At 71.6% G+C, this 24553-nt stretch carries 22 protein-coding genes; 6 read left to right on the top strand and 16 right to left on the bottom strand.

All coding sequences use genetic code 11. The features are described 5' to 3' along the window. Nucleotides 1-57: 57 nt before the first annotated feature. The 4 genes from ACFSL2_RS09935 to ACFSL2_RS09950 form a co-directional block, all read right to left on the bottom strand. Nucleotides 58-783 carry a response regulator transcription factor gene (locus ACFSL2_RS09935; protein WP_377200797.1) on the bottom strand — a complete coding sequence of 242 codons (726 nt, stop codon included), beginning with the start codon at nucleotides 781-783 and terminating at the stop codon, nucleotides 58-60. Beyond that, nucleotides 783-1991, bottom strand: coding sequence for a sensor histidine kinase (locus ACFSL2_RS09940; RefSeq protein ID WP_377197702.1), 1209 nt, complete (start codon nucleotides 1989-1991; stop codon nucleotides 783-785). The genes ACFSL2_RS09935 and ACFSL2_RS09940 overlap by 1 nt, the downstream gene beginning before the upstream one ends. 33 nt (nucleotides 1992-2024) lie before the next feature. Next, the gene (locus ACFSL2_RS09945) at nucleotides 2025-3308 is read right to left on the bottom strand and encodes an MFS transporter (protein ID WP_377197703.1); all 1284 of its coding nucleotides are present in this window, start codon (nucleotides 3306-3308) and stop codon (nucleotides 2025-2027) included. Between the two features lie 131 nt (nucleotides 3309-3439). Then, nucleotides 3440-4030 (bottom strand): helix-turn-helix domain-containing protein, encoded by a 591-nt coding sequence (locus ACFSL2_RS09950; RefSeq protein ID WP_377197704.1) that lies wholly within the window; start codon nucleotides 4028-4030, stop codon nucleotides 3440-3442. Nucleotides 4031-4123: 93 nt separating this feature from the next. Between ACFSL2_RS09950 and ACFSL2_RS09955 the strand changes: the two genes are divergently transcribed. After that, nucleotides 4124-5116: an NAD(P)/FAD-dependent oxidoreductase gene (locus ACFSL2_RS09955; RefSeq protein ID WP_377197705.1), complete on the top strand. Its 993-nt coding sequence runs from the start codon at nucleotides 4124-4126 to the stop codon at nucleotides 5114-5116. 68 nt (nucleotides 5117-5184) lie between these two features. Here the strand turns inward: ACFSL2_RS09955 and ACFSL2_RS09960 are convergent, their stop codons facing one another. Both ACFSL2_RS09960 and ACFSL2_RS09965 read right to left on the bottom strand, forming a co-directional pair. Beyond that, the gene (locus ACFSL2_RS09960) at nucleotides 5185-5748 is read right to left on the bottom strand and encodes a hypothetical protein (protein WP_377197706.1); all 564 of its coding nucleotides are present in this window, start codon (nucleotides 5746-5748) and stop codon (nucleotides 5185-5187) included. Nucleotides 5749-5837: 89 nt separating this feature from the next. Then, the gene (locus ACFSL2_RS09965; RefSeq protein ID WP_377197707.1) at nucleotides 5838-6680 is read right to left on the bottom strand and encodes a helix-turn-helix transcriptional regulator; all 843 of its coding nucleotides are present in this window, start codon (nucleotides 6678-6680) and stop codon (nucleotides 5838-5840) included. A gap of 140 nt (nucleotides 6681-6820) precedes the next feature. Here ACFSL2_RS09965 and ACFSL2_RS09970 point away from each other — a divergent pair, with 140 nt between their 5' ends. Further along, a complete protein-coding gene (locus ACFSL2_RS09970) occupies nucleotides 6821-7507 on the top strand; it encodes an SDR family NAD(P)-dependent oxidoreductase (protein ID WP_377197708.1) in 687 nt (228 codons plus the stop codon). Nucleotides 7508-7537: 30 nt separating this feature from the next. Here ACFSL2_RS09970 and ACFSL2_RS09975 read toward each other — a convergent pair whose 3' ends face one another. The 4 genes from ACFSL2_RS09975 to ACFSL2_RS09990 are packed head-to-tail and all read right to left on the bottom strand — an operon-like array spanning nucleotide 7538 to nucleotide 12863. Beyond that, nucleotides 7538-9631, bottom strand: a complete 2094-nt coding sequence (locus tag ACFSL2_RS09975) for a glycoside hydrolase family 2 protein (RefSeq protein ID WP_377197709.1) — start codon at nucleotides 9629-9631, stop codon at nucleotides 7538-7540. 26 nt (nucleotides 9632-9657) lie between these two features. Continuing rightward, on the bottom strand, nucleotides 9658-10548 hold the full coding sequence (locus ACFSL2_RS09980) for a carbohydrate ABC transporter permease (RefSeq protein WP_377197710.1): 891 nt from the start codon (nucleotides 10546-10548) through the stop codon (nucleotides 9658-9660). Next, nucleotides 10549-11472, bottom strand: coding sequence for a carbohydrate ABC transporter permease (locus ACFSL2_RS09985; RefSeq protein WP_377197711.1), 924 nt, complete (start codon nucleotides 11470-11472; stop codon nucleotides 10549-10551). Continuing rightward, a complete protein-coding gene (locus ACFSL2_RS09990; RefSeq protein ID WP_377197712.1) occupies nucleotides 11469-12863 on the bottom strand; it encodes an ABC transporter substrate-binding protein in 1395 nt (464 codons plus the stop codon). The genes ACFSL2_RS09985 and ACFSL2_RS09990 overlap by 4 nt, the downstream gene beginning before the upstream one ends. A gap of 121 nt (nucleotides 12864-12984) precedes the next feature. Between ACFSL2_RS09990 and ACFSL2_RS09995 the strand changes: the two genes are divergently transcribed. From ACFSL2_RS09995 to ACFSL2_RS10010, 4 genes are all read left to right on the top strand, one after another. After that, on the top strand, nucleotides 12985-14001 hold the full coding sequence (locus tag ACFSL2_RS09995) for a LacI family DNA-binding transcriptional regulator (protein ID WP_377197713.1): 1017 nt from the start codon (nucleotides 12985-12987) through the stop codon (nucleotides 13999-14001). Between the two features lie 269 nt (nucleotides 14002-14270). After that, complete coding sequence (locus ACFSL2_RS10000; RefSeq protein WP_377197714.1) at nucleotides 14271-16106, top strand: ricin-type beta-trefoil lectin domain protein; 1836 nt, start codon at nucleotides 14271-14273, stop codon at nucleotides 16104-16106. Nucleotides 16107-16238: 132 nt separating this feature from the next. Further along, nucleotides 16239-16865 (top strand): class I SAM-dependent methyltransferase, encoded by a 627-nt coding sequence (locus ACFSL2_RS10005; protein ID WP_377197715.1) that lies wholly within the window; start codon nucleotides 16239-16241, stop codon nucleotides 16863-16865. 127 nt (nucleotides 16866-16992) lie between these two features. After that, the gene (locus ACFSL2_RS10010) at nucleotides 16993-17649 is read left to right on the top strand and encodes a class I SAM-dependent methyltransferase (protein WP_377197716.1); all 657 of its coding nucleotides are present in this window, start codon (nucleotides 16993-16995) and stop codon (nucleotides 17647-17649) included. A gap of 51 nt (nucleotides 17650-17700) precedes the next feature. Here ACFSL2_RS10010 and ACFSL2_RS10015 read toward each other — a convergent pair whose 3' ends face one another. The 6 genes from ACFSL2_RS10015 to ACFSL2_RS10040 form a co-directional block, all read right to left on the bottom strand. Continuing rightward, nucleotides 17701-18429 carry an SDR family oxidoreductase gene (locus ACFSL2_RS10015; RefSeq protein WP_377197717.1) on the bottom strand — a complete coding sequence of 243 codons (729 nt, stop codon included), beginning with the start codon at nucleotides 18427-18429 and terminating at the stop codon, nucleotides 17701-17703. A gap of 70 nt (nucleotides 18430-18499) precedes the next feature. Continuing rightward, the gene (locus tag ACFSL2_RS10020) at nucleotides 18500-19372 is read right to left on the bottom strand and encodes a cytochrome c biogenesis CcdA family protein (RefSeq protein ID WP_377197718.1); all 873 of its coding nucleotides are present in this window, start codon (nucleotides 19370-19372) and stop codon (nucleotides 18500-18502) included. A 3-nt stretch (nucleotides 19373-19375) separates the two neighbouring features. Then, nucleotides 19376-19942, bottom strand: coding sequence for a TlpA family protein disulfide reductase (locus ACFSL2_RS10025; protein WP_377197719.1), 567 nt, complete (start codon nucleotides 19940-19942; stop codon nucleotides 19376-19378). A gap of 157 nt (nucleotides 19943-20099) precedes the next feature. Further along, nucleotides 20100-20861: a DUF427 domain-containing protein gene (locus ACFSL2_RS10030; protein WP_377197720.1), complete on the bottom strand. Its 762-nt coding sequence runs from the start codon at nucleotides 20859-20861 to the stop codon at nucleotides 20100-20102. A gap of 207 nt (nucleotides 20862-21068) precedes the next feature. Continuing rightward, entirely contained in the window at nucleotides 21069-22754 is a 1686-nt protein-coding gene (locus ACFSL2_RS10035; RefSeq protein ID WP_377197721.1) for a ribonuclease J, read from the bottom strand. 198 nt (nucleotides 22755-22952) lie between these two features. After that, the gene (locus ACFSL2_RS10040; RefSeq protein WP_377197722.1) at nucleotides 22953-24545 is read right to left on the bottom strand and encodes a peptide chain release factor 3; all 1593 of its coding nucleotides are present in this window, start codon (nucleotides 24543-24545) and stop codon (nucleotides 22953-22955) included. Between the last annotated feature and the right edge of the window lie 8 nt (nucleotides 24546-24553).

Here is a 24553-nt window from a genome sequence, read left to right on the forward strand (position 1 = left end):
CTCGGCCGACGGGTCGGACTCTCCCCACCAAAGGATGAACCTGTCCCCGAGAGCTGCTTATTCGGGTCGATTCGGCTGGTCGAGCCCTGCGTCGTGCACGAGCAGGGCCACCTGCACCCGGTTGTTGAGGTCGAGCTTGGCGAGGATCGCCGACGCATGGGACTTGACCGTGGTCAGGCCGAGATGTTGGCGCGCCGCGATCTCGGCGTTGGAGCGCCCGGCCCCGATCTCCACCGCGATCACGCGTTCCCGCTCGCTGAGCACGTCGAGGCGGCGACGGGCCGCCGCGCCGCGGGTGTCCTGCCCCGATTCCGCGACCCGGGCGATGAGCCGTCGGGTGACCTCCGGCGAGAGCACCGGCCGCCCCTTGGCCGCGTGCCGGATCGCGACGACGAGCTCGTCCGGCGGAGTGTCCTTGAGGAGATACCCCGCCGCACCGGCCCGGAGGGCGCGCAGGACGTGGGCGTCGGCGTCGAAGGTGGTGAGCATCATGACCTGCGGGGCGGGTGACCGGCTCCGCAGCATCTCGGTCGCGGTGAGCCCGTCGGTGCCGGGCATCCGGATGTCCATCAGCACGACGTCCGGGCGGTGGCGCCGGGCCAGCTCCACCGCTTCCGCGCCGTTGCTCGCCTCGGCCACCACGCGCAGGTCGGGGGCACCGCTCAGCATCATCGTGAGCCCGAACCGGACGACCGGGTCGTCGTCGGCGAGCAGCACGTCGATGGTCTGCCGGGCGGCGGGCACGTCGTCGGCAGGCACGTCGTCGGCAGGCACTGGATGCATCACGACGGCCAGGGTAGGCGCAGCCGTACCCGCCAGCCGCCCGAGTCGGTCGGGCCGTACTCGAGCTGCCCTGCCACGAGGCGCGCCCGCTCGCTCAGCCCGCTCAGTCCCGTCCCGGAACCGTGCGGGACCGACGGCGGACGGGGCGCCGGCGCGTTGACCACCTCCGCGGTCACGTCCTCGCCGGCCTGGCCCAGGATCCGCACGACGACCGGCGCTCCCGGCGCGTGCTTGCGCGCGTTGGTCAGCCCCTCCTGCACCAGGCGATACAGGGTGCGGCCCTGCGTCTCCGGGAAGCTCCGGTCGCTGTCCGTCACACCGGCCTCGTCCCGCAGCTCGACCGGCGTCCCGGCCTGGCGCGCCTCGTCGACCAGCTCGAGGACGTCCTCGACGGCGGGCAGGGGCAACTCTCCCACCGGGGCCCGGAGCACCCCGATCACCTCGCGCAGGTCCTGCAGGGCACGGTGCGCATTCTCGCGGACCACCTCGGCCGCGCGCGCCACGTCGTCGGCGGGGGCGCCCCGGGAGTAGGCCAGCGCACCCGCGTGCACGCTGAGCAGCGAGAGCCGGTGCCCCAGCACGTCGTGCATCTCCCGTGCGAGGACCTCGCGGGCCTCGTGCTCGGAGCGTTCGGACCGCAGCCGCGCCTCGACCTCGGCGGCCACCGCCCGTTCCCGCAGGGAGTCGATCAGCGCCCGGCGGTGGCGCACGGACAGCCCCCACGCCACGGTGGCGATGTGCCCCAGGACCATGATGGCGAACACCGTGACCGGCGGGGCCGTCGGCTCGGGCCACTGCAGCTGGTACGCGGCGAGCGCCGTCAGGCTGAGCGCGCACACCGCCGCCGTGGCCCGGACCGGGCGGTGCACGGCCACCGTGAACAGCGCGGCGATCGCCGCCCCGGCGATCGACTCGGAGAACGAGCTCGACACGGCCAGCACGACGCCGAGCGCCACGGGGAACCGGCGTCGCCACCACAGCGCGACGCAGCCCAGCAGCCCGGGGACCCAGTCCACACACAGGACCCAGACGGGCACGGCCCCCGGCTCGCCCGCCCGGAGCATCACCGTGACCAGCCACAGCGTGGCGGCCAGGGCGATCAGCACCACGTCGGACAGCCGGTCCCGCACCATCTGCCGCACCACCTGTCGTGGCACCTGCCGTGGCACCTGCTGTGGCACCGCTCGCCGGCTGTCCGTCCCACTCATCGCCCTGACCCTATGCCGACTCGGGGCCGCGGCTCAGGGCGTCCGCGACTCCGCGACGGCTCGCCCCACGCCGTCGACCACGGGCGTCACGCGCCGTCCGAGGGCGAACGCGACGGCGACGATCCCGAGGCAGCCGGCCACCATCACGCCGATGAAGCCGCCGGCCCAGCCGCGTTCCAGCAGCAGGCCCGCGACCACCGGCCCTGCGATGGTGCCGCCCTGGAAGGCACCGGAGCCGATGGCGTTGTACCGGCCGCGCAGGTGCGCGGGCGCCATCTCGTTCGTCAGGGCGGGCAGCGTCGACTGCATCAGCGTCTCCCCCAGCCCGAAGAAGCCGTGGAACACCAGGACGATCACGACGGCCGCCGTGCCGCCGGGCACCAGGCCGGCGATACCCAGCAGGAGCCACGCCACCACCCACACCACGGCCATCAGCGCGAGCGCCCGGGTGCGGCGGCGTCCGCGGACCCGGTTCATCACCCAGAACTGCAGCGCCACGATCACCACCGTGTTGACCACGAACGCGAAGCCGATCGTACGGGTCGAGACCTCGGCCACCAGGCGGGCGAAGGCGGGGAACCCGCCCTCCATCTGTCCGTACCCCACGAAGGCCGCGAGCAGCCCGAGCGCGGAGAGCCAGAGCACCTCGGGACGCCGCAGGATGGCGAGGTAGCCCACCGCCGCGCCGTCGTCGGCGGGCCGGTCGACCCGCCCGTGCAGGTGCCGCAGCGGTCCCATGAGCACGAAGACCGGCACCACGAAGGTCGCCGCGTTGACCAGGAACGCCATGACGAAGGTGCCCGGCCGCTCGACGTCGACGACCAGACCGCCCACCACGCCGCCCACACCGACACCCAGGTTGAGCAGCGCGAAGTTGACGCCGTAGTACCGCTGCCGCAGGTCGCCCTCGACGACGGTGGCGACGATCGCGTTGACCGACGGCCACCCGACGCCGAGCTGCACGCCGAACAGGGCCAGCCCGACCGCCGCCACCGCGGGGACGGTCGCGAACGCGAGCACCGTGTAGCCCGCGACGGCGAAGAAGAGGCCGGTGAGCATGATCCGCCGGGCGCCGTACCGGTCGACGAGCGCACCCGCCGGGCCGGTCACGAGCAGGCCGACCACGGCGATGAGCCCCATGAGCGTCCCGGAGAGCCCGAGGGAGAACCCGCGCACCTCGTGCAGGTAGATGATCGTGAACGGCAGCGTCAGACCGCGGCCGAAGAACTGCACCACCACGGTGGACAGGAGCCAGCGGCCGTCACGGGGCAGCTCCGACCAGAAACCGAGGGCGCCGGAGCGTGGAGAGGATGTCACTGCCTGATCTTCGCCCGGGCGCGGCGGGTGCGGAAAGCGGATATCGGACTCTGTGGTCGTGCGCTGCGCGGAGGCGTACGGGCATGCCGTCGAGCTCGGTCCGGATCACGCGCGGGAGCGTAACAACCGGCTCAGGTCGAGCTACCGGCTTTTTCCACGTCCTGGCGGCGCTGGTGGCCGCGGCGGGCGTCGCGGTCGAAGATGCCGATGATCTCGCACGGGCCGCCCTCGGCGCCGATCGCGTGCGGCAGCATCGTGGGGAACTCCGCCGCCTGGTTGGTCTCGACCCGGAAGCGCCGGTTGCCCAGGAGCAGGGTCGCGGTGCCGGAGATGACGACCAGCCATTCGCGGCCGGGGTGCGCTCGCAGGCTCGAAGGACTGTCCGGCGCCGGGCTGGTCATGCGCTGCCGCACCACCGACATGCCGGGGTCGGCCTGGACGGGCCAGCGCATGGCTCCGCTCGCGCGGTCGATCGTCGGGCTGCTGATGACGTCGTCCGTCGCGGTCTCCACGAGCTGGTCCAGGGACGTGTCCAGGGCCCGGGCCAGTACCACGAGCTGATCCAGCGCCAGCCGGCGCTGCCCGTTCTCGATGCGGCTCAGCGTGGACTGGCTGACCTTGGCGCGGCCGGCCAGCTCCTCCAGCGACCAGCCCTGCGCCACCCGCAGGGCGCGGATCCGTTTGCGTACGAGGCTGTCCAGCTCGCCATCTTCTTGCGTCATAGGCAATATCCTATGTCTCAGCCGCAATACGCGGCTAGCGTGGTCCGTGTCCGGCCCTCAACCCCTGGGGCCGCCACGGAAGGGAACGACACCATGCCTGCCACGAGCCCCGCACCCGAACACACCACCGGCGAGCTGTCGGCCGAGCCGATCGACGCGGTGGTGATCGGCGGTGGCGCCGCCGGGCTGAACGGCGCCCTCATGCTGGCCCGGTCCCGTCGCTCGGTGACCGTGATCGACAGCGGCACCCCGCGCAACGCACCCGCCGAGGGCGTGCACGGGCTGCTCGGCCTGGACGGCACTCCCCCGGCGGAGCTCCTGGAGCGTGGCCGGGCCGAGGTCCACCGCTACGGCGGCACCGTCCGGAGCGGCGAGGTCGTCAAGGCCGCCGCAGCCGACCCGTCCGCCGACGGCGACCCGCGCTTCACCGTCACCCTGGCCGACGGCGCCACGCTCCACGCGCGCCGGCTCCTGGTCGCCACCGGTCTGCGTGACGTGCTGCCGGACGTGCCCGGGCTGGCCGAGCACTGGGGGCACGGCGTGGTGCACTGCCCGTACTGCCACGGCTGGGAGGTGCGCGACGAACCGATCGGCGTGCTCGCCACGGGCCCGGCCTCCGTCCACCAGACGCTGCTGTTCCGCCAGCTGACGGACGACCTGGTCTACTTCGTCCGCGACACCGTCCTCGACGAGGACACCCGGGCCCGCTTCGCGGCACGCGGCATCCGCGTCGTCGACACCCCCGTCGACCGGGTGGTGGCGGCCGACGACGGCGGCATCGCGGGCGTACAGCTCACGGACGGCCGGCTCGTGGCCCGGCGGGTGCTCACGGTGGCCACCACGATGCTGCCGCGGGTCGAGGGCCTGGAGGGCCTCGGGCTGCCGCTGCAGGACCTGCCGCATGGCATGGGCCGCCACGTCGTGACCGGGATGGCCGGGACCACCGAGGTGCCGGGCGTCTGGGTGGCCGGGAATGCGACCGACGCGTCAGCCCAGGTCGGAGCCTCTGCGGCGGCCGGGGCGATGGCCGGCGCCCACATCAACGCCGACCTGGTGACCGCCGACACCGCAGCGGCCGTGGCATGAACGAGCCGGTGGGCCCCACAGAATTCTGTGCGGGCCCACCGGCTCGGTCAGGACATCGTGCGCGACGGTCAGTCGCAGGCGTCGCACCGCCCGGTGGCGGGCAGCTGCATGTAGCAGCTCGGGCAGCTCGCCGGGGCGGCGTCGGGCGCGTGCGCGAAGGTGTTGGTCTGCGTACCGGAGAACCCGGCCATCAGGACCCGCTTGTACCCGCCGCCGTCCTGCTGGACGTCGACGAAGCCCTTGTTGAAGAAGGCGGACGCGTCGTGTCCCGCACCGGGCGACACCGCCACGTACGAGCGGGACGACGGGATCCAGATGCGCGCCTTGTCGAGCCCTTCGGCGATCTCACGCATGGCCGGCCGGTGCGCCATCGGGATCGGTAGTGCCTCGAGCGCGGCCTCGAAGCTGTCGAAATCGTCGGGCCCGGCGCCGGCGAGAGCGACGAGGCACGTCTTGCACACCTTGAACTTCTGCCTGTCGAGCTCGGTCGCGGGCTGCAGGGCGGCCAGTCGATCCTCGGACAGGTGCTGGCAGTCCCTGCCGTGCAGGACCTTGCCGTAGGGGACCCGGAAGAGTAGCTCTACCGGGATCTCTGCTCCTGCCACTGCAGGGGTCTCGCTGGACGTAGTCACTTACCCAGTATCGCCCCTGGGAGTGCGCTGCGGGGACATCAGTTCTTGCGGCAGCACCCGCCCGCCTCGGTCAGGGAGCCCCGCGCTGGTCAGGCGGCGGTCCGGTCCGAGGTGGGCAGGTCGGCCGAGGCCAGGAGAGCGAGCTTGTCGGCGTCGCTGGACCCGGCGTCGGGGTGGTACACGACGAGCATCAGCCCCTCGGCACCGCTGATCTCCAGGCGTTCCCGGTTGAGGGTGAGCTCCCCGACCTGCGGGTGGTCGAGCCGGAGCGGCGTGCCCCGCTGCCCCCGTACCTCGTGACGTGCCCAGAGCTGGCGGAACCGGGGGCTGGCCAGCGACAGCTCTTCGGTCAGCTCGACGAACCGAGGATCGTCGACGTCGTTGCCCACGGCCTGCCGCAGGTTCGCCACGAAGCACTCGGTGACGTTCTTCCAGTCCGGGTGGAGGGCCTGCTCGTCCTCGTCGAGGAACAGGTCCCGCAGCTGGTTGCCGCCGGCGACCAGGCCCGGGGAGAGTGCTCTGGCCAGCCGGTTCGACGCGAGGATGTCGAAGTAGGGCCCCTCGATGAACGCCGGCTGGACGAGGGAGTCCAGGAGCTTGAGCGCCCCGGACGGCGGTGCCTGGGTGGCCGGCCGGCGTCTGCGCTGCCGAGGCGCCTCCGCGACCAGCGACTGCAGATGGGCCACGTGGTCGTCGTCGAGCTGGAGCACGCGGGCGAGCGACTCGAGCACCTGGCCGGACGGGTTGCGGTCGCGCCCCCGTTCCAGCCGGAGGTAGTAGTCGGCACTGATACCGGCGAGCATGGCGACCTCTTCACGCCGCAGCCCCGGCACGCGCCGCACCCCGACCTGCGGGATGCCCGCCTGCTGCGGCGTCACCAGCTCGCGCCGGGCACGCAGGTAGGCGCCGAGGGCATTCGTCGACCCGCTCATGCGACGAGCCCGCTGCTCGGCGAGGTGGACAGAGGGGGCTCTGCCACACCCCGGGCTCGAGAGGGCTCTGGTCCGAGAATTTTGCCGCGCATAGCGTCTGCAACGACCTGCTCGGGCCACATATTTCGCGAAGGAGACTCATGACGATCGCACTGATCACCGGGGCCAACAAGGGCATCGGCCACGAGACGGCCAAGCAGCTGCTGGCGCTGGGCTACGTCGTCTACGTCGGCGCGCGGGACAGCGAGCGGGGCGAGAAAGCCGCGGCCGAGCTCGGGGCACGGTTCGTCCAGCTCGACGTGACCGACGACGCCTCCGTGCACCGCGCACTGGCCACGATCCGGTCGGACGAGGGGCGGCTCGACGTGCTCGTGCACAACGCGGGCATCCTGGCGAACGACGCCCTGGACGGGCCCTCTGCCCTGCGCGCCTTCGACACCAACGCCGTGGGCATCGTGCGGGTCACGGAGGCCGCGCTCCCCCTGCTGCGCGAGTCCTCGAACCCCAACGTCGTGACCGTCTCGAGCAGCGCCGGGTCGTTCTGGGCGGTGACCAACCCCGAACGGCCCGAGTACCACCTGCCGATCCCGCTCTACTCCGCGTCCAAGGCGGCGGCCACCATGCTCACGATCCAGTACGCCAAGACCCAGCCGGGCATCAAGTTCAACGCGCTGGAGCCCGGCACCACCGCCACCGACATGACGGCGGCCTTCGGGATCGGCAGAACGACCGAGGAGAGCGCCCGCGTCGTCGTGCGGCTGGCCACACTCGACGCAGACGGCCCGACCGGGACGTACCAGGACGAGAACGGGGAGCTGCCCTGGTAGGGGCGTCCTCACGCCCAGCGCTGGGCGAACTCACGCCCAGCGCGGGCCGCGGCGGTTGGGCTCCTCGATGGGCGCTGCGTCGACGAACGTGCGTGCCCGGACCACACCGTCGTCGTCCGTGAGCCAGAGATGGAGCCGGGCGGACGGTACCGGCCCCGGCCCCGGCACCGTGACGCGGACGGGGGGGCTGAGCTCGAACGGCTTGGCCTCGACGCGCTCCGACGCGGCCTCGTGGGGGTCGCCGCTCGCCGCGAAGGGCGCACCCGCGGGCACCCAGGCGGCACGGACGTACCCGCTCACCACGCCTGGACCGTGGTGCGACACGTGCACGTCGAGGGCGAGGTCGGCCTCCGGGACGGCGATGTCCGCCCCTGCAGCGGCAGGGACCAGGTCGACGACGAGAACCGTCTCGGTGTTCACGTCGGCCGGGTCGAGGCCGCCGCGGTCCTTGGGGCGGCGGTCCGCGTCCAACAGCCCGGCCATCTCGTGCTCGACGTCGGCCAGCTCCGTGTAGACGTACCCCGCGAACCGGTCGTGCCTGCGCAGTTCCTGCGTCTGCCAGCGCAGGTGCCAGGCGCGCTCGAGGCTGGTGAAACCCGCTCCGTACTCGCTGTTCAGGACCGGGATGCCGGTGCGCGGGTGGTCCGCCGAGCCGTACAGCGACTTCTTGGCCACGAAGTCCGGGGCGAGCTTGACCGGGAAGTCCTCGCTGGTGCCGTCGGCAAGGCTCGCGACGTTGGCTGCCCACGCGGCCGGGTCCTCGTCGTAGTAGTGCCAGTCGACCAGGTCCGTCCGGACGTGCGCCCAGCCAGAGTTCTCGACGATCGGGCGCGAGGCGTCCAGGGCGCGGAGCGCGTCGTAGGCGCGTTCCGCCGCCGCCGCGCGTTCGGGACTGCCGGGGATGTCCCAGTCCAGACCCCACTCCTCGTTGTACAGGCCCCACACCACGATGCTCGGGTGGTTCCCGTCCCGCTCGACCATGGGGCCGATCTGCGCCTCGAACGCCGCGGCCGCCTCTTCGCTGAACCGGCTGGGGGCCGGAGGTTCGGCCCAGACGAGCATGCCCGTGCGGTCAGCGTGATGCAGCCAGCGCGGGTCCTCCAGCTTGAGGTGCTTGCGGACCAGGTTGTAGCCGAGGTCCCGCGCGTGCCGCAGGTCGGCGAGGAGGCTGTCGACGTCGGGGGCCGTGAGGCCGCTCTCGGGCCAGTAGCCCTGGTCCAGCACGCCGCGCACGTAGATGCGCTCGTCGTTCAGGTACAGGTGCCCGCCACGCCGGTCGAGCCGGCGCAGCCCACCGGTGACAGCCACGCGGTCCGCCAGACCGTCGCTCGCTCCGACGTCGGCCGACCAGCAGGTCACCACCAGAACGTACAGGTGCGGGTCGGCCGGGCTCCACGACCGCGGGTGCGCGATCTCGACGCGGCCGACGGCCGAGCCGGCGCCGTCGGCGACGAGCTCGATCCGCTCCTGCGCGTCCGAACCCGAGGTGACCTCGACGGTCACCGCCGAACCCGCCGGTGCGTCGCCCGCGAGGTCGACCGCCACGTCGAAGCCGGTCAGGGAGTCCCCCCGCAGCGCGACGCGCGACGCGTAGGTGCGACCGCGCGCCTCGAGCCAGACCGGCTGCCAGATGCCCGACGTGGGAGTGAAGGAGACGCCGTCGTAGTCGTCGCGCGGGATCGAGCGCTGCTTGCCGTGCGGGATGGACCGCTTGTCGGCGGGCGCTTCCACCTCGACCTCCAGCGTGGCCGTCGCACCGGGCGCCAGCACGCCGTCGAGGTCCACCTCGAAGGCGGTGTAGCCCCCGACGTGCTCGGCCACGGCCACGCCGTCGACCCGCACGACGGCGCGGTGGTGCACCGCACCGAAGCAGAGCACGGGACGCGCCGACGCCCACTCGGCAGGGACCGTGATCCGCCGGCGGTACGTGGCGTGCTCCAGCCAGGTACGGCCGACGCCGGACGCGGCGGTCTCCCAGGCGAACGGGACGATGACCGGCACGGTGCCGCCGGGCACGTCCAGGTCCCAGGTGCCCTCCAGACTGACCCAGCGGTCGGACCGGTCGAGGTCGGGGCGGGGGTACTCGGGGCGGGGGTGAGCGGGGCGTTCGAGGGCCGAGTTCATGTGTGAGCCTTTCGGGAGTGCGGGCGTCAGCCCTTGACGCTTCCGGCGAGGATGCCGTTGATGAAGTGCCGCTGGAGTGCGACGAAGACGAGCAGGAGCGGGATCAGGGCGATCGACGCGGCCGCGAGCAGCTCGCCGGTCACCGTCGCGTAGTCGGCCCCGACCCGGTTGCCGGTGATGTTCTGGGCCAGGGTCGACAGGACCACCTGCAGCGTGGCCATCCGTTCCGAGCTCGCCACCACCACCGGCCAGACGAAGTCGTTGTAGATGTTCATGACGGTCAGGACCGCCAGGCCGGCCAGCGCCGGCCGGATCACGGGCAGCACGATCCTCGTGAAGATGCCGAACTCCCCCGCGCCGTCGACCCGGGCGGCGTCCAGCAGCTCGTCCGGTACGTCGGCGATCACCTGCCGCATCCAGAAGATGGCGAAGGCGTCGACGGCGCCCGGCAGCACGAGCGCCTGATAGGTGTTCACCCAGCCCAGCGCCTTCATCTCCAGGAGCAGCGGGATGATGAGCACGATGGTGGGCAGCATCAGCGTGATCAGCACCATGCCGAAGAGCAGGTCACGGCCGGGAAACCGGTACTTGGCGAACGCGTAGGCGGCGAGCGGGGCGCAGAACAGCGTGATGGCGCCCTTGGCGACCAGCACCACGGCGGTGTTGAGGAACCCCTGGCCGATCGGCACGTCGGCGAACATCCGCCGGTAGTTGTCGAGGGTGAGCGCCGTCAGGTCCAGGCCGACGGGATCGCTGATGATCTGTGTGGCCGGCTTGAACGCCGAGATCAGTGCCCAGGCGACCGGTGCGAGGAACGCGAGGGCGAGAAGGAGCAGGAAGGCCTGCGAGCCGATCGTGGCGGGCAGGGCCCGTGAGCGGCCGGGGACCGGTGCGGGACGTGCGATGCGGGTGGTCATTCAGTCCTCCGTCCGCAGGAGCCGGACGAACACGAGCGAGAGCCCCATGACCACGATGACGAGCAGGAACGAGTTCGCCGCCCCGGTGCCCAGGTCACCTCGGGTGATGTGCTCGTACAGGTGCAGCCCGGCTGTTGTCGTCGAGTTGTACGGCCCGCCGTCGGTCACGACGAACGGCTCCGCGAACATCTGGAACACGGCGAGCGTCTGCAGCACGACGGAGAACATCAGGGTGCGCCGCACCAGCGGGACGGTGATGCTCCGCAGCTGGCGCGCGCGGGACGCACCGTCGATCGACGCGGCCTCGTAGACGCTCGCGTCGATCGACTGCAGCCCCGAGAGCAGGATGATCACGATGAACCCGGTGGTCTTCCACAGGAACAGCAGGGCCAGGGTCGGTTTGGCGAACTGGGTCGTGGTGAGCCAGCCGACGTCGGGCAGGCCGAAAAGGTTCAGCAGCCCGTTGACCGCCCCGTAGTTCTGGTCGAAGACCACCACCCAGATCTGCGCGACGGCGACCAGGGGCGTCACGAACGGCACGAGGAACGCGATCCGGTAGAACGACCGCATGCGAATCTTCGCGCTGTTCAACAGCACCGCGACCAGCAGCCCGACCACCACCTGGATCGGCACGATCATCAGCCAGAGCATCGCCGAGTTGCCCAGCGACCCCCAGAACATCTCGTTGCCGAGCAGATAGGTGTAGTTGTCCCAGCCGACCCACCGCGCCGCGCCCGAGCCGCGCCAGTCGGTGAAGCTCAGGCGGAGCGTGAACAGCATCGGGTAGACGCTGAACGCCACGAACATGGCCACGAACGGCAGCACGAACACGTAGGGCGCCACCTTGCGGGGCAGCCAGGGCCGCAGCAGGGCACGGCCCCCGCTCTGGTCGTGGACGGCGCGCGGACCGACGAGCACGCTCACTGGCGGTCGACGAGGTTCGTCTGGATGTCGGCGGTGGACCGCTCGATGACCTCGTCGGGTGTCAGGTCGCCGTCGTACATCCGCTGGACGTTCGTGCCGAGGTAGTCGACGGCGCCGGTCCACCACGTCGGGGCGGGTACGCCGCCGGGGATCTCCTCGCCGGCCTCGACCGCCGTCGTCCACAGGTCCTGCCCGCCCAGGCCTTCGACCGGGCCGAACAGCGGGTCCGCCGGGTCGGCTGCCGGCGCGTAGGCCGGGATCGACGTGGCCAGGCCGTTCGGGTAGGTGTCGTTCGCGCCCCACACCGCCCGGTAGCCGTCCTCGTGGAACATGAGGAACTCGTAGAACAGCCACGCGAGGTCGGCGTTCTCGCCGTCCTTCGGGAGCACGAACGACGATCCGCCCATGGCGCCGGAGCGGGCCCCGCCGTCCTCCCACGCGGGCAGCGGCATGGCGCGCCAGTCACCGCTGGTCTCGGTGAGCTGCTGCTCAGGGGCGAAGCTGAACCAGATGGCCCACGGGTAGAAGACCTGGTCACCGGACTCGAGCGCGCCGACGTCGCTGGGCGACAGGTACTCGGCGCGGGTCCCGAGCCCCTCCTGGTTCACCGTGTCGAGCCAGCCGAGCACCTGGCGGTACTCGTCCGAGTCGAGGCGCAGCTCGCCGTTCTCGTCGGCGATGCTGGTGCCGAGCTGGCCCGCGTACATCTCCAGCTGGAGCTGGCCGAGGAACGCGCTCTGCTCGAGGTGGATCGGCGCCGAGCCAGGGCGCGCGTCCTGGTAGGCGCGGGCCGCCGCCAGGAGGTCGTCGTAGGTCTCGATCTGCGTGGCGTCGACACCGGCCTCGGTGAGCGCCTTCTCGTTGTAGAAGAGGAGTCCGGGATCCAGGTCGAACGGCACGCCGTGGATGGCGCCGTCGAGCGAGTTCACGTCGATCTTCTGCGGCGCGATGTCCGCCGTGTACGGCTCCAGGACGTCGCTCAGGTCCCACAGGTAGTCGGAGAAGCCGGCCACCTTGGCGTCGTCGAGGAAGACGCCGTCGGGCACGTCGGTGCCGGTGATCAGGGTGTTCTGCAGCTTGGCGTCGATGTCGACCGCCTCGTGGTGCACGACGACGTCCGGGTAGACCTCGTTGAAGTCGTCGATCACGGCATCGAAGACGTTGAACAGGTCGCCGGAGCGGTCCCAGATGGTGATCTCGCCCTGCGGCGAGTCCTCCGCGGGCGCCTGGAGCCGGTCGGCGGACGCCGCTTCGGGGTCGCCGGGCTCGCCGCTGGTGATGGACGGGCCGCAGGCGGCCAGCGCGATCGCAAGGGTCAGGCCTCCTGCGGCCACCGCGGCGATGCGACGCGGGGCGCGAGCGGCCACGCGGGTCTTCTGATTCGGGTGCATGAGCACTCCCTTGTGCTTGCGCGGTGCGACGCACCGCGACGTTTTCAACGTGTGCAAACTAGCGCTGCTTTGCGTACGTTGCAAGGCCTATCCTTGGGGAACCAGGACAAAGGGGGAACGGGTGCCGATCACACTCCGCGACGTGGCAGAGCAGGCCCAGGTGTCGGTACGGACGGTGTCGAACGTCGTCGCCGGCTACACGCACGTCAGCGAACGGACCCGCCTGCGGGTACAGGCCGCCATCGAGGAGCTCGACTACCGGCCCAACCTCGTGGCACGCACCCTGCGCACGGGCCGCACCGGTGTGCTGGCGCTCGTGGTCCCCGAGATCGACGTGCCGTACTTCGCGGAGCTCGCGCGCGAGGTGATCGACGCCGCGGCCGAGCTCGGCTACCGCGTCATGGTCGACCAGACCGGGCACGACCACGAACGCGAACGCCGGCTGCTGACCGGCGCGGACCGCACCATGCTGTTCGACGGCGTCCTGTTCAGCCCGCTGGTCACACCCGGCGAGCTGGCCGAGATGGAGCCCAGCCGGTCGATGCCGCTCGTGCTGCTCGGCGAGCACGACTTCGACGGCCGCTACGACCACGTCGCCATCGACAACGTCCAGGCCGCCCACGACGCCACCGCCCACCTGATCGCGCGCGGCCGGACCCGCGTCGCCGCGATCGGCACGCAGCCCGACGAGGACTACACCACCCCGCGCCAGCGCACCCTCGGCTACGAGCGCGCACTGCACGAGGCAGGCCTCACGCCGGACCGCGAGCTGCTGCGGCCGGCGGCGCACTACCGGCGCGCGGACGGGTACGACGCCGCGTCCGCACTGCTCACCCTCCCTCAGCCGCCGGACGCGATCTTCTGCTACTCCGACCTGCTCGCCATGGGTGCCATGCGCGCCGTCTTCGACGCCGGGGCCCGCGTGCCCGACGACGTCGCCGTGATCGGCATCGACGACATCGAGGAGGGCCAGTACACCCACCCGAGCCTGTCCACGGTCTCGCTCGACACCCCGTTCATCGCGCGGCAGGCGGTGGGCCGGATCGCCGAGCGGATCAGCGACCCCGACACACCGGCGATCGAGGTCACGGCGCCGCACACCCTGGTCGAACGCGAGAGCACCACGTCGACCACCTAGACCCGCTGCCATCGCGCCCCATGCCATCGCACCCCGATGAGTTCGGTCGGTTGGGATGAGATCGGCCGGTTGATCGGCCGATCTCATCCCAACCGACCGAACTCAGTGGGCTTCAATGGGCGACTGGACACCCCTCTGGAGCTGCAGCAGGTTCGCAGAGCCTCTTGCAACGTGTGCACAGATGCGCCAGGGTGTGGTTTTGCAACGTCTGCAAAGAGGCGTCGCGCACCACCTCGGACATCACCTGCACGACAGAGAGGTCTTGCACCATGTCGCGAAACACCAGGTCACCGAACGTCAGACAGCAGAATGCCCCGCCTCGGGACACCTTGTTCCGGCCGATCTTCCCGCGCTCCGGGCGCGGACACCGCCCGCTGCGACGGTCCGCCGCACTGACCGCGACCCTCGCCGCGGCGTTCGCCCTCGCCGGCGCACCCGCGAGCACCATGGCAGCGCCCCCGTCGCCGCTCGCCGCACCCGGCATCGCCCCTGCGGCCAGCACCGCCCCCGCAACCGGCGCCGGACCCGCAACCGCCGCCGACGTCGCCCCGGCGGCCGCGCCCGGCAACGTGCTCTACAGCCCTGACCTGGGCCAGCACCCGAACGGCACCGCGGGCTACCCACGAGCCGTCCGCCTCGACCACGACCAGAGCCCAGACCAGACGATGCTCGCGACGTTCGCACGGGGCGGCACCGGCTCCCCCACGTCGCTGCCGGTCTACCGGAGCACCGACGGCGGCGAGTCGTGGTCGCCGGTGTCGACCATCACCTCGAACACGCCCGGGTGGGACCTCGAGGCGCCGGTGCTGTACGAGGTCCCGAGGAGCATCCCGGGCCTCGCCGCCGGCGACATCCTCGCCGCCGGGACCGCGTGGCGGGTCGGCGACTACAGCACCCAGAAGGTCGAGGTCTTCCGGTCCTCGGACCACGGATCGACCTGGCAGTACCTGTCGTCGTGCACGCAGACCGCCGGCCAGCCCGACACGTGGGGTCACGGCATCTGGGAGCCGGTCTTCATGGTCACCGAGGACGACCGTCTCGCCTGCTTCATCTCGGACGAGCGGCCGGCGAACACCCCCACCAACAACCAGGTGATCGGCCACTACACGTCGTCCGACGGCGGACGCACGTGGAGCTCGACCATGACCGTCGACGTCTCCTTCCCTGCCGACGACCTGCGCCGTCCCGGCATGCAGACGTTCGCCACGCTGCCGAACGGCGACCACCTGATGGCGTACGAGATGTGTCGCGACGCCACAGATCCCGACCACGCCTGCGAGGTCTACGTGAAGCGCAGCGCCAACGGGACCGACTGGGGCCCGGCCGGCGAAGCGGGCACGCGGGTCCACACCGCCGACGGACGCGAGCTCCTGCACACGCCGTACATCTCGTGGATTCCCGGCGGCGGCCCGAACGGAACCGTGCTGCTGTCCGGGCAGCGCGTGGTGGCCGGCCCCACCGGGAACAAGACGGTGCTGGAGGAGTCGGGGACCGTGCTCTTCGCCAACACCGCGCTCGGCACCGGCACCTGGACCGAGGCGGCAACGCCCGTCACCGTGAACCCGACCGGCGGATACGCGACCGGAGTGCCGTCATGCCCCGGGTACTCCACACCGGCGATCCCGCGAGAGGACGGCGCCACGTACCTCTACCTCGCCGCGACGTGGCTCGGCACGGGGAACCAGTGCGAGGTGCGGTTCGGGATCGGCTCACTCCCGGGACCCACGGGGCAGATCGGCGGGCCGGATGGCCGGTGCCTCGACGTCGACACGAACACGGCTGCCAACGGGAACGCCGCCCAGCTCTGGACGTGCGGTATCGCAACAGGCCAGACGTGGTCGATGGGGGCGGACGGCACCGTCCGCGCGTTCGGCAAGTGCCTCGACGTAGACGCCAACGGCACCGCCAACCACACCAAGGTGCAGCTCTGGGAGTGCAACGACTCCGGAGCACAGCAGTGGCGTGCCCGTGCTGACGGTTCGCTGCTCAACCCGCAGTCGGGGCGCTGCCTGGACATCCCGCAAGGCAACACCGCCGAGGGCACCGACCTGCAGATCTACGACTGCAACGGGCTCTGGACGCAGGTCTGGAGCGTCCCCCGGTAACTGGCCAGGCACGCTCCACTTCGAGAATGACCCGGGGTACTGATCGTGCGGGAATCCGTACCTCGGGTCATTCCCGAACGTCGTCGGCGATACCGTGTCGCCATTGGCATCAGCGAGCGGCGGGCGGAAAGCATGGCGAGACAGCCGAGCATCGACCGGGTGCGGCGGCACTGGGACCGGCAGTCGGCGGGGTACGACCAGAAGATGGACCGCGCCGAGCGGCTCTTCGGTGACACCCGCGACTGGGTGTGCCGGCAGGCCACGGGCCAGGCCCTGGAGGTCGCGGTCGGGACGGGCCTCAACATCGGCCGGTATCCGGAGCAGGTCACGCTGACCGGCATGGACCTCAGCCCGGCCATGCTCGACGGCGCCCGCGAGCGCGCCGCCGGGCTCGGCCGCGAGGTCGACCTCCGGGTCGGCGACGCCCAGCGGCTCGAGTTCGCCGACGCCTCCTTCGACACGGTGGTGTGCACCTTCGGCCTGTGCGCCGTGCCCGACGACCACGGCGCCGTCGACGAGATGGTGCGCGTGCTCCGACCCGGCGGCCTCCTGCTGCTCGCCGACCACGTGGTCAGCACGTCGCCGGTGATCCGGATGCTCCAGGCAGCGGCGGAGCTGTACAGCGTGCGGTTCGAGAACGAGTACTTCCGGCGTCGGCCGATCCGGCACGTGCAGGCCGCCGGCCTGGACATCGAGCGGCACGACCGGTTCACGAAAGGGATCGTCGAGCGCCTCGCGGCCCGCAAGCCGGCGGTCTGACGGCGGCCCGCCCGCACCGCGCACCGCCCACCGCGCGCCCCACGGCCCAGGGCCCACCCGGTTGACTTCAGGTCGACCTGAACTCGCATCATGAGCGGACACAGTCGGCCCTACCGAGCGAGGACACATGGACGCACAGCACTGGGACGAGCGGTACAGCAGCCGGGACCAGCTCTTCAGCGGCAACCCGAACGGCGTGCTCGTCACCGAGGCCGCCGATCTGCCGCCGGGGCGGGCGCTCGACGTCGGCTGTGGTGAGGGTGCGGACGCGCTCTGGCTCGCCGGGCGGGGGTGGCAGGTCACCGCTGTCGACATCTCCCAGGTCGCGCTCGACCGCGCGGCGGCCGCAGCGGCCACCACCGCCACCGCTACCCCCACCGTCACCAACGCCGGCACCCCCACCACCGCCGACCTCTCGCGCCGCGTGACGTGGCAGCAGGCCGACGTGACCAGCACGCCGCCGCCCGGCGGACCCTTCGACCTGGTCAGCCTCCAGTACTTCCCGCTGCCGATCCGGCCGGACCATGCGGCGCTGCGCCGTCTGCTCGCCGCCGTCGCGCCCGGTGGCACCCTGCTGATGGGCAGCCACGACCCGGCCGACCATGCCGTGTACCGGCACCCGGACTTCGACCCCGCCGACTACTACGGGCCGGACGACGTCGCGCGGCTCCTCGGCGAGGACTGGACCATCGAGACGAACGAGAGCCGCCTGCGCACCACCGCCCCGCCGGAGGGCACCCACCACGTCCACGACACCGTGCTGCGCGCGCGGCGCTCGCTCTGACCGCCTGGCTCTGACCGCCTCGCTCCGGCCCCCTCGCTCCGACCGCCTCGGTCAGGACGCGCTCAACGCCGCCAGCGCACGGCCCATCGCCGCGTTGAACTCTTCCGGACCGAGCGGCAGCCGCGCCTTGACGTCCCGGCTCCACTGGTCGGCGAGCACCTCGGCGGAGCCCTTCTCGACCCCGTCGAGCACGGCGTCGGCCAGGTCCGACGGCGCGATCTTGTCCACGGGCCACCCGGCCGCCATGTCGGTGTCGGCCAGGCCCAGGTGGACGCCGGTCACGAGCGTGCCCTGCTCGGCGAGCTCCAGCCGCACGCCGTTGGTCATGGCCCACGCCGCGCCCTTGGTCAGGTGATAGCCGGTGCCGCCGTCGACCCCGAACCACGACATGGCGGAGAGGATGTTCACGATCGCTCCCCCGCCGTTCGCGGCGAGGGTCGGCGCGAGCTCCCGGATCATCGCCAGGCCACCGAACAGGTTGGTCTCCAGCTCGTGGCGGAGGGTGTCGAGCGAGCCGGTCACCAGGGGAGTGGCCGTCTGGATGCCCGCGTTGTTGATCAGCAGGGTGACGTCGGAGGCGGCCGCTGCCGCCGCGCGCACCGACGCGGGGTCGGTGATGTCGAGGGTCAGTACCTCGACCCCTGCCAGGTCCACGGTCTCGGGGCGTCGGGCCGCCGCGTAGACCTTGCGTGCACCCCGTTCGAGCAGCCGCTGGGCGAAGGCGCGGCCCAGCCCGCGGTTGGCTCCGGTGACCAGGGCGACTGAGTTGTTGATATCCATGCTCGGCACGCTAAGACCTGACGTTGACGTCAGGGGCAACCCCGGTACCGAGTTCCGTTGACCGCCCGCCTCAACCGTCCTGGGCCAGGCTCCGGGTGCGACGACGCAGCCACCAGGTCAGCACCACGCTGACGACCAGCAGCACGGCGACCACCGCGACCATGCCACCGGCGCCGAGCGTGTCCACCCCGTCGGCCAGGCCGCGCTGCAGCCCTTCCGCTGCCCCGATGACCGGATCGTCCAGCGCACCACCGCGGAGCACCCGGATCTCGTACCAGCCGTAGTAGGCCACATAGGCGCCGGCGACCAGCAGCAGCGCGCCACCCAGCCGGGGAACGTACCGGCCCGCGTGCCGCAGCCAGGTCACCATCGCCGTCCGGGCGAGCGCGACCGCGAGCGATACCGCCACGATCACCAGGCCCATGCCCAGCGCGTAGGCGGCGAACACCGCGAGCCCGCCCGCGACCGACCCGGCCCGGAAGCTCGCCACGACCGTGGCGAGGAACGGCGCGATGGTGCAGCTGAGCGAGGCGGTCGCGTACGCGACGCCGAACATCGCCATCGACGACGCCGACCGGGTCAGCGTGGGCCGCCTGACCCCGGCGATCCGCAGTCCGGGCAGGTCCCGGCCGGTCACCAGCCAGACGCCCAGCCCGAGCAGCAGCACGCCGAGCACCACCGTGAACCACGGCAGGTACCGCTGGACCGCGCCGACGCCGGCGACCAGCGTGAGCAGCAGCCCGAACGCGCCGAACACCGCGGTGAACCCGGCGGTCATGGCCAGGGAGAACGCCAGCGCCCGCCGGATCGCCACGGCCCGTCCCGGCGGTTCCTTGCCCATCACCAGCATCGAGGCGTAGGCGGGGAGCATCGCGAACCCGCACGGGTTGACCACGGCGACCATTCCCGCGACCAGCGCCAGCCCCAGCGGCAGCCCGTCCATGTCTCAGCCGGCCAGCTCGGCGACCCGGTCGGCCAGCTCGTCCGGCTCGAGGTACCCGGTATAGGTCACCACACCGTTCTCGTCGAGGAGGGCGAACGTGCTCTGCGCGGTGATCCCGAACTGCCGCCACACCGCGCCCTCCTCGTCGTCGAGGTGGGTGAGGCCGTCGGTGCCGGTCATCTCGATGAAGTCGGCCATCGCCGCCGGCTCGTCCAGACCGGCCACGCCGACGACGTTCACCGCGTCGCCGTGCTGCTCGGCCAGGTCGAGCACCTGCGGGGACTGGGAGACGCACGTGGGACACCACGGCGCCCAGAACCAGAGCACGGTGGGCCGGCCGGCCAGGTCCGCTGCGGCGAAGTCCGCGCCGTCCACGGTGGTCGCGGTGAACGTGAGCGCCGACCCGGTCGGCTCCGGCTCGGCGCCGTCCGGGCCCGTGCTCTGCGGCGTGCTGTCCGGCTCGGCCGCGACCCTGTCGCTCGCCGGCGGTGCCGCCTCATCGCCCGTGCAGCCGGCCAGGAGCAGCGACCCGGCAGCCACGAACGCCGCCAGCGCCCTTCGAGTACCCATCACGGCAACCTCGCTCCGTCCAGAGTGCACCGGCACGCGGATGGTGCCCGTTGCCGCAAGGATCGCCCATCGGTCCCGGTCAGTACAGAGATCCGGCGTCGTCCGGCGGACCCGTAAGAAGGACGTAAGGGCGTCGCCCGCGTCCGGGCCGACGGAGCTACGGCCTGCCGACCCGCTCGCCGTCGACGTAGAGCTCGAGGTCGGCGCTCTTCTCGGGCCAGAAGCAGACCAGCCCGGCCACCCGCAGCGCCTCGCGCAGCGGCGTGTCGTAGCCCCAGGCCACGTCGGTGAGCTGCAGGCTCCCGACGTCCAGGGTCCAGTACGAGGCCGCGCCCTTGTACGGGCAGTGGCTCACGGTGTCCCTGGGGGTCAGCAGGTCCATCCGCACGTCGGTCCGTGGCAGGTAGTAGCGGGGGTCCAGCCCGGTCTCGGTGAGCACGACCGGCCGGTGCGAGTCGGCGACCACCTCTCCCCCGGCCACCACGCGCACGTGCCGGCTCGACGGCAGTGCGTCGATCCGCACGTACGGGCTGCGGGCGTGGGTGTGCAGCAGCTCTTCTTCCTCGAGCCAGGTGTCGAACGCCGACCAGGTCAGGGTGAACGCGTCGCGCACGCCCTCGGCCGGCGCCTCCCGGTAGCGGCGGGCGGCACCCATCAGCATGCGGTCGCCGACGACGACGTCGAACAGCTCGCTGGGGCCGAGCGAGTCGGACCGCTTGCCCTGACCCGCCGGGCGCAGCTCCACCTGCAGCTCGTCGGGCGCGAAGAAGTACCGGGGAAAGTAGGAGTTCTCCCAGACCAGCAGCGCGCCGTCGGCGTCGGCGACGAGCTCGCCGGCGCTGAAGGCACGGATTCTCGTCTGGCCGCGCTTCGCCGTTCCCGGCGGGATCACGATCGGGTTCTCGACGGTGTCAGACATCTGGATCACCTCTCGCTGTGGGCCGCGTCCCGGACCACGCTACCCACGGCCCTGGGCATCTCCCCCGTCGACAACCCGGCGGACGGCGGAGCTTGTTCCAACCGGAGGTGACGGTGACGGCCACCCGACCATGCACCTGCTGCCACAGGAGGCCGATCGTGGCAGCAGGTGCATGGTCAGTCCCGGGGCTCGGGCGCGCCAGGTCCGTCAGGCGTCGAGGACGACGGCCATGACGACTGGCTCGCGGCGTGAGCTGCGGGCCAGCGACCGGGCGACGGTCTTGGCGATGATCTCCTCGAGCTGTTCGCCCTCGGTGGTCTTCTTCCGGGTCGCGTCCGCCAACGCCTTCTCGACCGCGCGGGAGGCGTTGTCGAGGCTGTCCTGGCCGTGCACCGAGCCGCGGTGGAGGTACTCGAGCGGCTCGGCAAGCTCTGCGGTGCCCGACTTGAGGAAGGCCAGCACCGTCAGGACCCCCGCCGCGCTGAGCTGGCGCCTGTCGGCGAGGGTGTTCTCGGTGACGTGTCCGACGGTCTGGCCGTCGACGAAGACCAGGTCGTGCTCCACCTGCCCCACGATGCGCGCCACGCCGTCGACGAGGTCGACGACGACGCCGTCCCGGGTGATCAGGACGTTGTCCGCGGGGACACCGGTGCGCTCGGCCAGGGCGCCGTTGGCGCGCAGGTGCTTGGGCTCGCCGTGGACCGGCATGACGTTGCGCGGACGCAGGATGTTGTAGCAGTAGACGAGCTCGCCGGCGCTGGCGTGCCCCGACACGTGGACGCGCGCGTTGCCCTTGTGCACGACGTTGGCGCCCAGGTCGGTGAGCTTGTTGATGATGCCGTAGATCGCGCTCTCGTTGCCCGGGATCAGGGAGCTGGCCAGAAGCACCGTGTCGCCGTCGCTGATGCGGACCTCGTGCGTCTCGTTGGCCATCCGCGCCAGCGCCGCCATGGGCTCGCCCTGGGAGCCGGTGCAGATGAGCGTCACCTTGTTGGGGGCGAGGTTGCGGGTCTTGGCGTAGTCGATCACCAGCCCCCGCGGAACACTGAGATAACCCAGCTCCCGCGCGATACGCATGTTCCGCACCATCGACCGGCCCACGAACGCGACCTTGCGTCCACCCGCGTGCGACGCGTCCAGCACCTGCTGGATCCGGTGAACATGACTGGCGAAGCTCGAGACGATCACCCGCCCCGGCGTCGTGGCGAAGACCTGGTCGATCGCCGACGTCAGCTCCGTCTCGGAGATGTTGAAGCCGGGCACCTCGGCGTTGGTGGAGTCGACCAACAGCAGGTCGAGCCCCTCGTCACCCAGGCGGCCGAAGGCGCGCAGGTCCGTCAGGCGCCCGTCGAGCGGGAACTGGTCCATCCGGAAGTCGCCCGTGTGCAGCACCGTCCCCGCGGCCGTCCGGATCACGACGGCGAGGCCGTCGGGGATCGAGTGGTTGACGGCGATGAACTCCAGCGAGAACGGGCCCGCCGTGTACCGGTCTTCGGCCTCGACTCGCTTGAGCACCGGCTTGATCCCGTGCTCGGTCAGCTTCGCCGACAGGAACGCCAAGGTCAGCTGCGAACCCACCACCGGGATATCCGGCCGCTGCCGCAACAGATACGGCACCCCACCGATGTGATCCTCATGCCCGTGCGTCAGGACGATCGCCTCGATATCGTCCAGACGACCCTCGAGGCTCGTGAAATCGGGCAGGATCACATCGATCCCCGGCTGCGACTCCTCCGGGAACAGAACCCCACAATCAACGACGAGCAGCCTGCCCTCGTGCTCGAAGACCGTCATGTTGCGGCCGATCTCACCGATCCCACCCAACGGCGTGATGCGCAGGCTCTGCGGCGGTGCGGCGGGCGGGCGGGCGAGGTCTCGTGGTGCGGTATGCATGGTGTCCCTCCGGAACAGGTTAGCTGCAAAGATCCGGCCCCTCCTGGCGTGGGACAACCGCCAGGAGGGGCCGGAGCTCAGCGTGTCACGCCGCGGGTGCGGCGCTGTCGGTACGTCGGTGTTGCTACGTCGGTGGTGCTTACGTCGGTGTCGCTACGTCGGTCGGCGCTTCGGTGACCCGCGCCGAGGGCCGGTGGCTCAGACCCCGCTCGCGACGAGCGGCGTCAGCGGGACGTCGGGGTGGGCCCGCTCGAACGCGCGGGCGTGCCACACGTCACGCAGCAGGACCAGCGGGGTCCCGTCGCCCCGGCGCACCACCTCGACACCCGGGTACCCGGCGATCGTGTCGAGGTCGCTCGGCGCGGCCTCCCGGGCCAGCGAGAGCCCGAGGGTCTCCATGCGGATCGGTGCGGAGAACTCGTGCTCCATGCGGAAGCTCGCGACCTCGAACTGCAGCGGCCCCACGGCCGCGAGGATCGGGTTGCCGTCGCCCCGCGCCTCGGAGATGAGCACCTGGACCACGCCCTCCTGCTCGAGCTGGGCGATGCCCTTGCGGAACTGCTTCGAGCGGCCGGGGTCGGCCACGCGGGCGGCGGCGAAGTGCTCGGGGGCGAACACCGGCATCGGCGGGAACCGCACGCGCGGGCCGGAGGAGTCGAACACCGTGTCGCCGACGGCGAGCGTGCTCGCGTTGACCAGGCCCACGACGTCACCCGGGTAGGCGTCCTCGACCGTGGCGCGCTCGCGACCGAACACCGACAGGGCGTACTTGGTCGCGAACGGCCGGTTCGTACGCTCGTGCGTGACGACCATGCCGCGCTCGAACCGCCCCGAGCACACGCGGATGAAGGCGACGTGGTCCCGGTGGTTCGGGTCCATGCCCGCCTGCATCTTGAACACGAACCCGCTGAACGGCTGGTCGACCGCGCGCTCGCCACCGTCGACGTCGGGCCGCGCGCCGGGGGCCGGTGCGAGGTCGACGACGGCGTCGAGGAGCTGGCGGACGCCGATGTTGGCCAGCGCCGCGCCGAACAGCATCGGCGTGGTGGTGCCGGCGAGGAACGAGGCGTGGTCGACGGCGTCGAGGAGCTGCACGCTCTCCACGGCCTCGGTGTGGTCGTCACCCAGGCTGTCGGCGGCGGCCTGCGGGGTGAGCACCTCCTCCTCCGCGATCGACGCGCCACCCGGGGCGCGGCGGTAGGTGCGGACCTCGCCGTTCGCCCGGTCCAGCAGTCCGAGGAACCGGCCGGCCTCGCCGATGGGCCAGGTGAGCGGGGTCGGGCGCAGGTTGATGCGCTCCTCCAGCTCGTCGCACAGCTCGAGCGCCTCGCGCCCGGGGCGGTCCCACTTGTTGACGAACGTGATGACCGGCACCCCGCGGCGCCGGCAGACCTCGAACAGCTTGAGCGTCTGCGGCTCCAGGCCCTTCGCCGAGTCGAGCAGCATGACCGCCGCGTCGACGGCGGTCAGGACCCGGTAGGTGTCCTCGGAGAAGTCGGCGTGCCCGGGAGTGTCCAGCAGGTTGATCACGACGTCGCCGTAGGCGAACTGGAGCGCCGCCGAGGTGATCGAGATGCCGCGCTTCTGCTCCATCTCGAGCCAGTCGGACACGACGCCGGCGCGGTTGCCCTTGCCGTGCACCGCCCCGGCAGCGTCGATGGCGTGCGCGTGCAGCGCGAGCGCCTCGGTCAGCGTCGACTTACCCGCGTCGGGGTGGGAGATCACCGCGATGCTGCGTCGTCGCGCCGCCTCGGCCCGGACGGGACGGACGTCGGAAGTAAGAAGCGTCACCGAGACTC

The organism is Promicromonospora aerolata, from assembly GCF_042682255.1.
In the GTDB taxonomy this organism is placed as follows: Bacteria; Actinomycetota; Actinomycetes; order Actinomycetales; family Cellulomonadaceae; genus Promicromonospora; species Promicromonospora aerolata.

Excerpts from the sequence above, each read along its gene's own strand:
- ACFSL2_RS10015 (WP_377197717.1), bottom strand. The coding sequence starts at position 18,429 with ATGGATATCAACAACTCAGTCGCCCTGGTCACCGGAGCCAACCGCGGG.
- ACFSL2_RS10030 (WP_377197720.1), bottom strand. The coding sequence starts at position 20,861 with ATGTCTGACACCGTCGAGAACCCGATCGTGATCCCGCCGGGAACGGCG.
- ACFSL2_RS10020 (WP_377197718.1), bottom strand. The coding sequence starts at position 19,372 with ATGGACGGGCTGCCGCTGGGGCTGGCGCTGGTCGCGGGAATGGTCGCC.
- ACFSL2_RS09980 (WP_377197710.1), bottom strand. The coding sequence starts at position 10,548 with ATGACCACCCGCATCGCACGTCCCGCACCGGTCCCCGGCCGCTCACGG.
- ACFSL2_RS09940 (WP_377197702.1), bottom strand. The coding sequence starts at position 1,991 with ATGAGTGGGACGGACAGCCGGCGAGCGGTGCCACAGCAGGTGCCACGG.
- ACFSL2_RS09950 (WP_377197704.1), bottom strand. The coding sequence starts at position 4,030 with ATGACGCAAGAAGATGGCGAGCTGGACAGCCTCGTACGCAAACGGATC.
- ACFSL2_RS09975 (WP_377197709.1), bottom strand. The coding sequence starts at position 9,631 with ATGAACTCGGCCCTCGAACGCCCCGCTCACCCCCGCCCCGAGTACCCC.
- ACFSL2_RS10005 (WP_377197715.1), top strand. The coding sequence starts at position 16,239 with ATGGCGAGACAGCCGAGCATCGACCGGGTGCGGCGGCACTGGGACCGG.
- ACFSL2_RS10035 (WP_377197721.1), bottom strand. The coding sequence starts at position 22,754 with ATGCATACCGCACCACGAGACCTCGCCCGCCCGCCCGCCGCACCGCCG.
- ACFSL2_RS09965 (WP_377197707.1), bottom strand. The coding sequence starts at position 6,680 with ATGAGCGGGTCGACGAATGCCCTCGGCGCCTACCTGCGTGCCCGGCGC.
- ACFSL2_RS09970 (WP_377197708.1), top strand. The coding sequence starts at position 6,821 with ATGACGATCGCACTGATCACCGGGGCCAACAAGGGCATCGGCCACGAG.
- ACFSL2_RS09990 (WP_377197712.1), bottom strand. The coding sequence starts at position 12,863 with ATGCACCCGAATCAGAAGACCCGCGTGGCCGCTCGCGCCCCGCGTCGC.
- ACFSL2_RS10025 (WP_377197719.1), bottom strand. The coding sequence starts at position 19,942 with ATGGGTACTCGAAGGGCGCTGGCGGCGTTCGTGGCTGCCGGGTCGCTG.
- ACFSL2_RS10010 (WP_377197716.1), top strand. The coding sequence starts at position 16,993 with ATGGACGCACAGCACTGGGACGAGCGGTACAGCAGCCGGGACCAGCTC.
- ACFSL2_RS09955 (WP_377197705.1), top strand. The coding sequence starts at position 4,124 with ATGCCTGCCACGAGCCCCGCACCCGAACACACCACCGGCGAGCTGTCG.
- ACFSL2_RS10000 (WP_377197714.1), top strand. The coding sequence starts at position 14,271 with ATGTCGCGAAACACCAGGTCACCGAACGTCAGACAGCAGAATGCCCCG.
- ACFSL2_RS09935 (WP_377200797.1), bottom strand. The coding sequence starts at position 783 with ATGCATCCAGTGCCTGCCGACGACGTGCCTGCCGACGACGTGCCCGCC.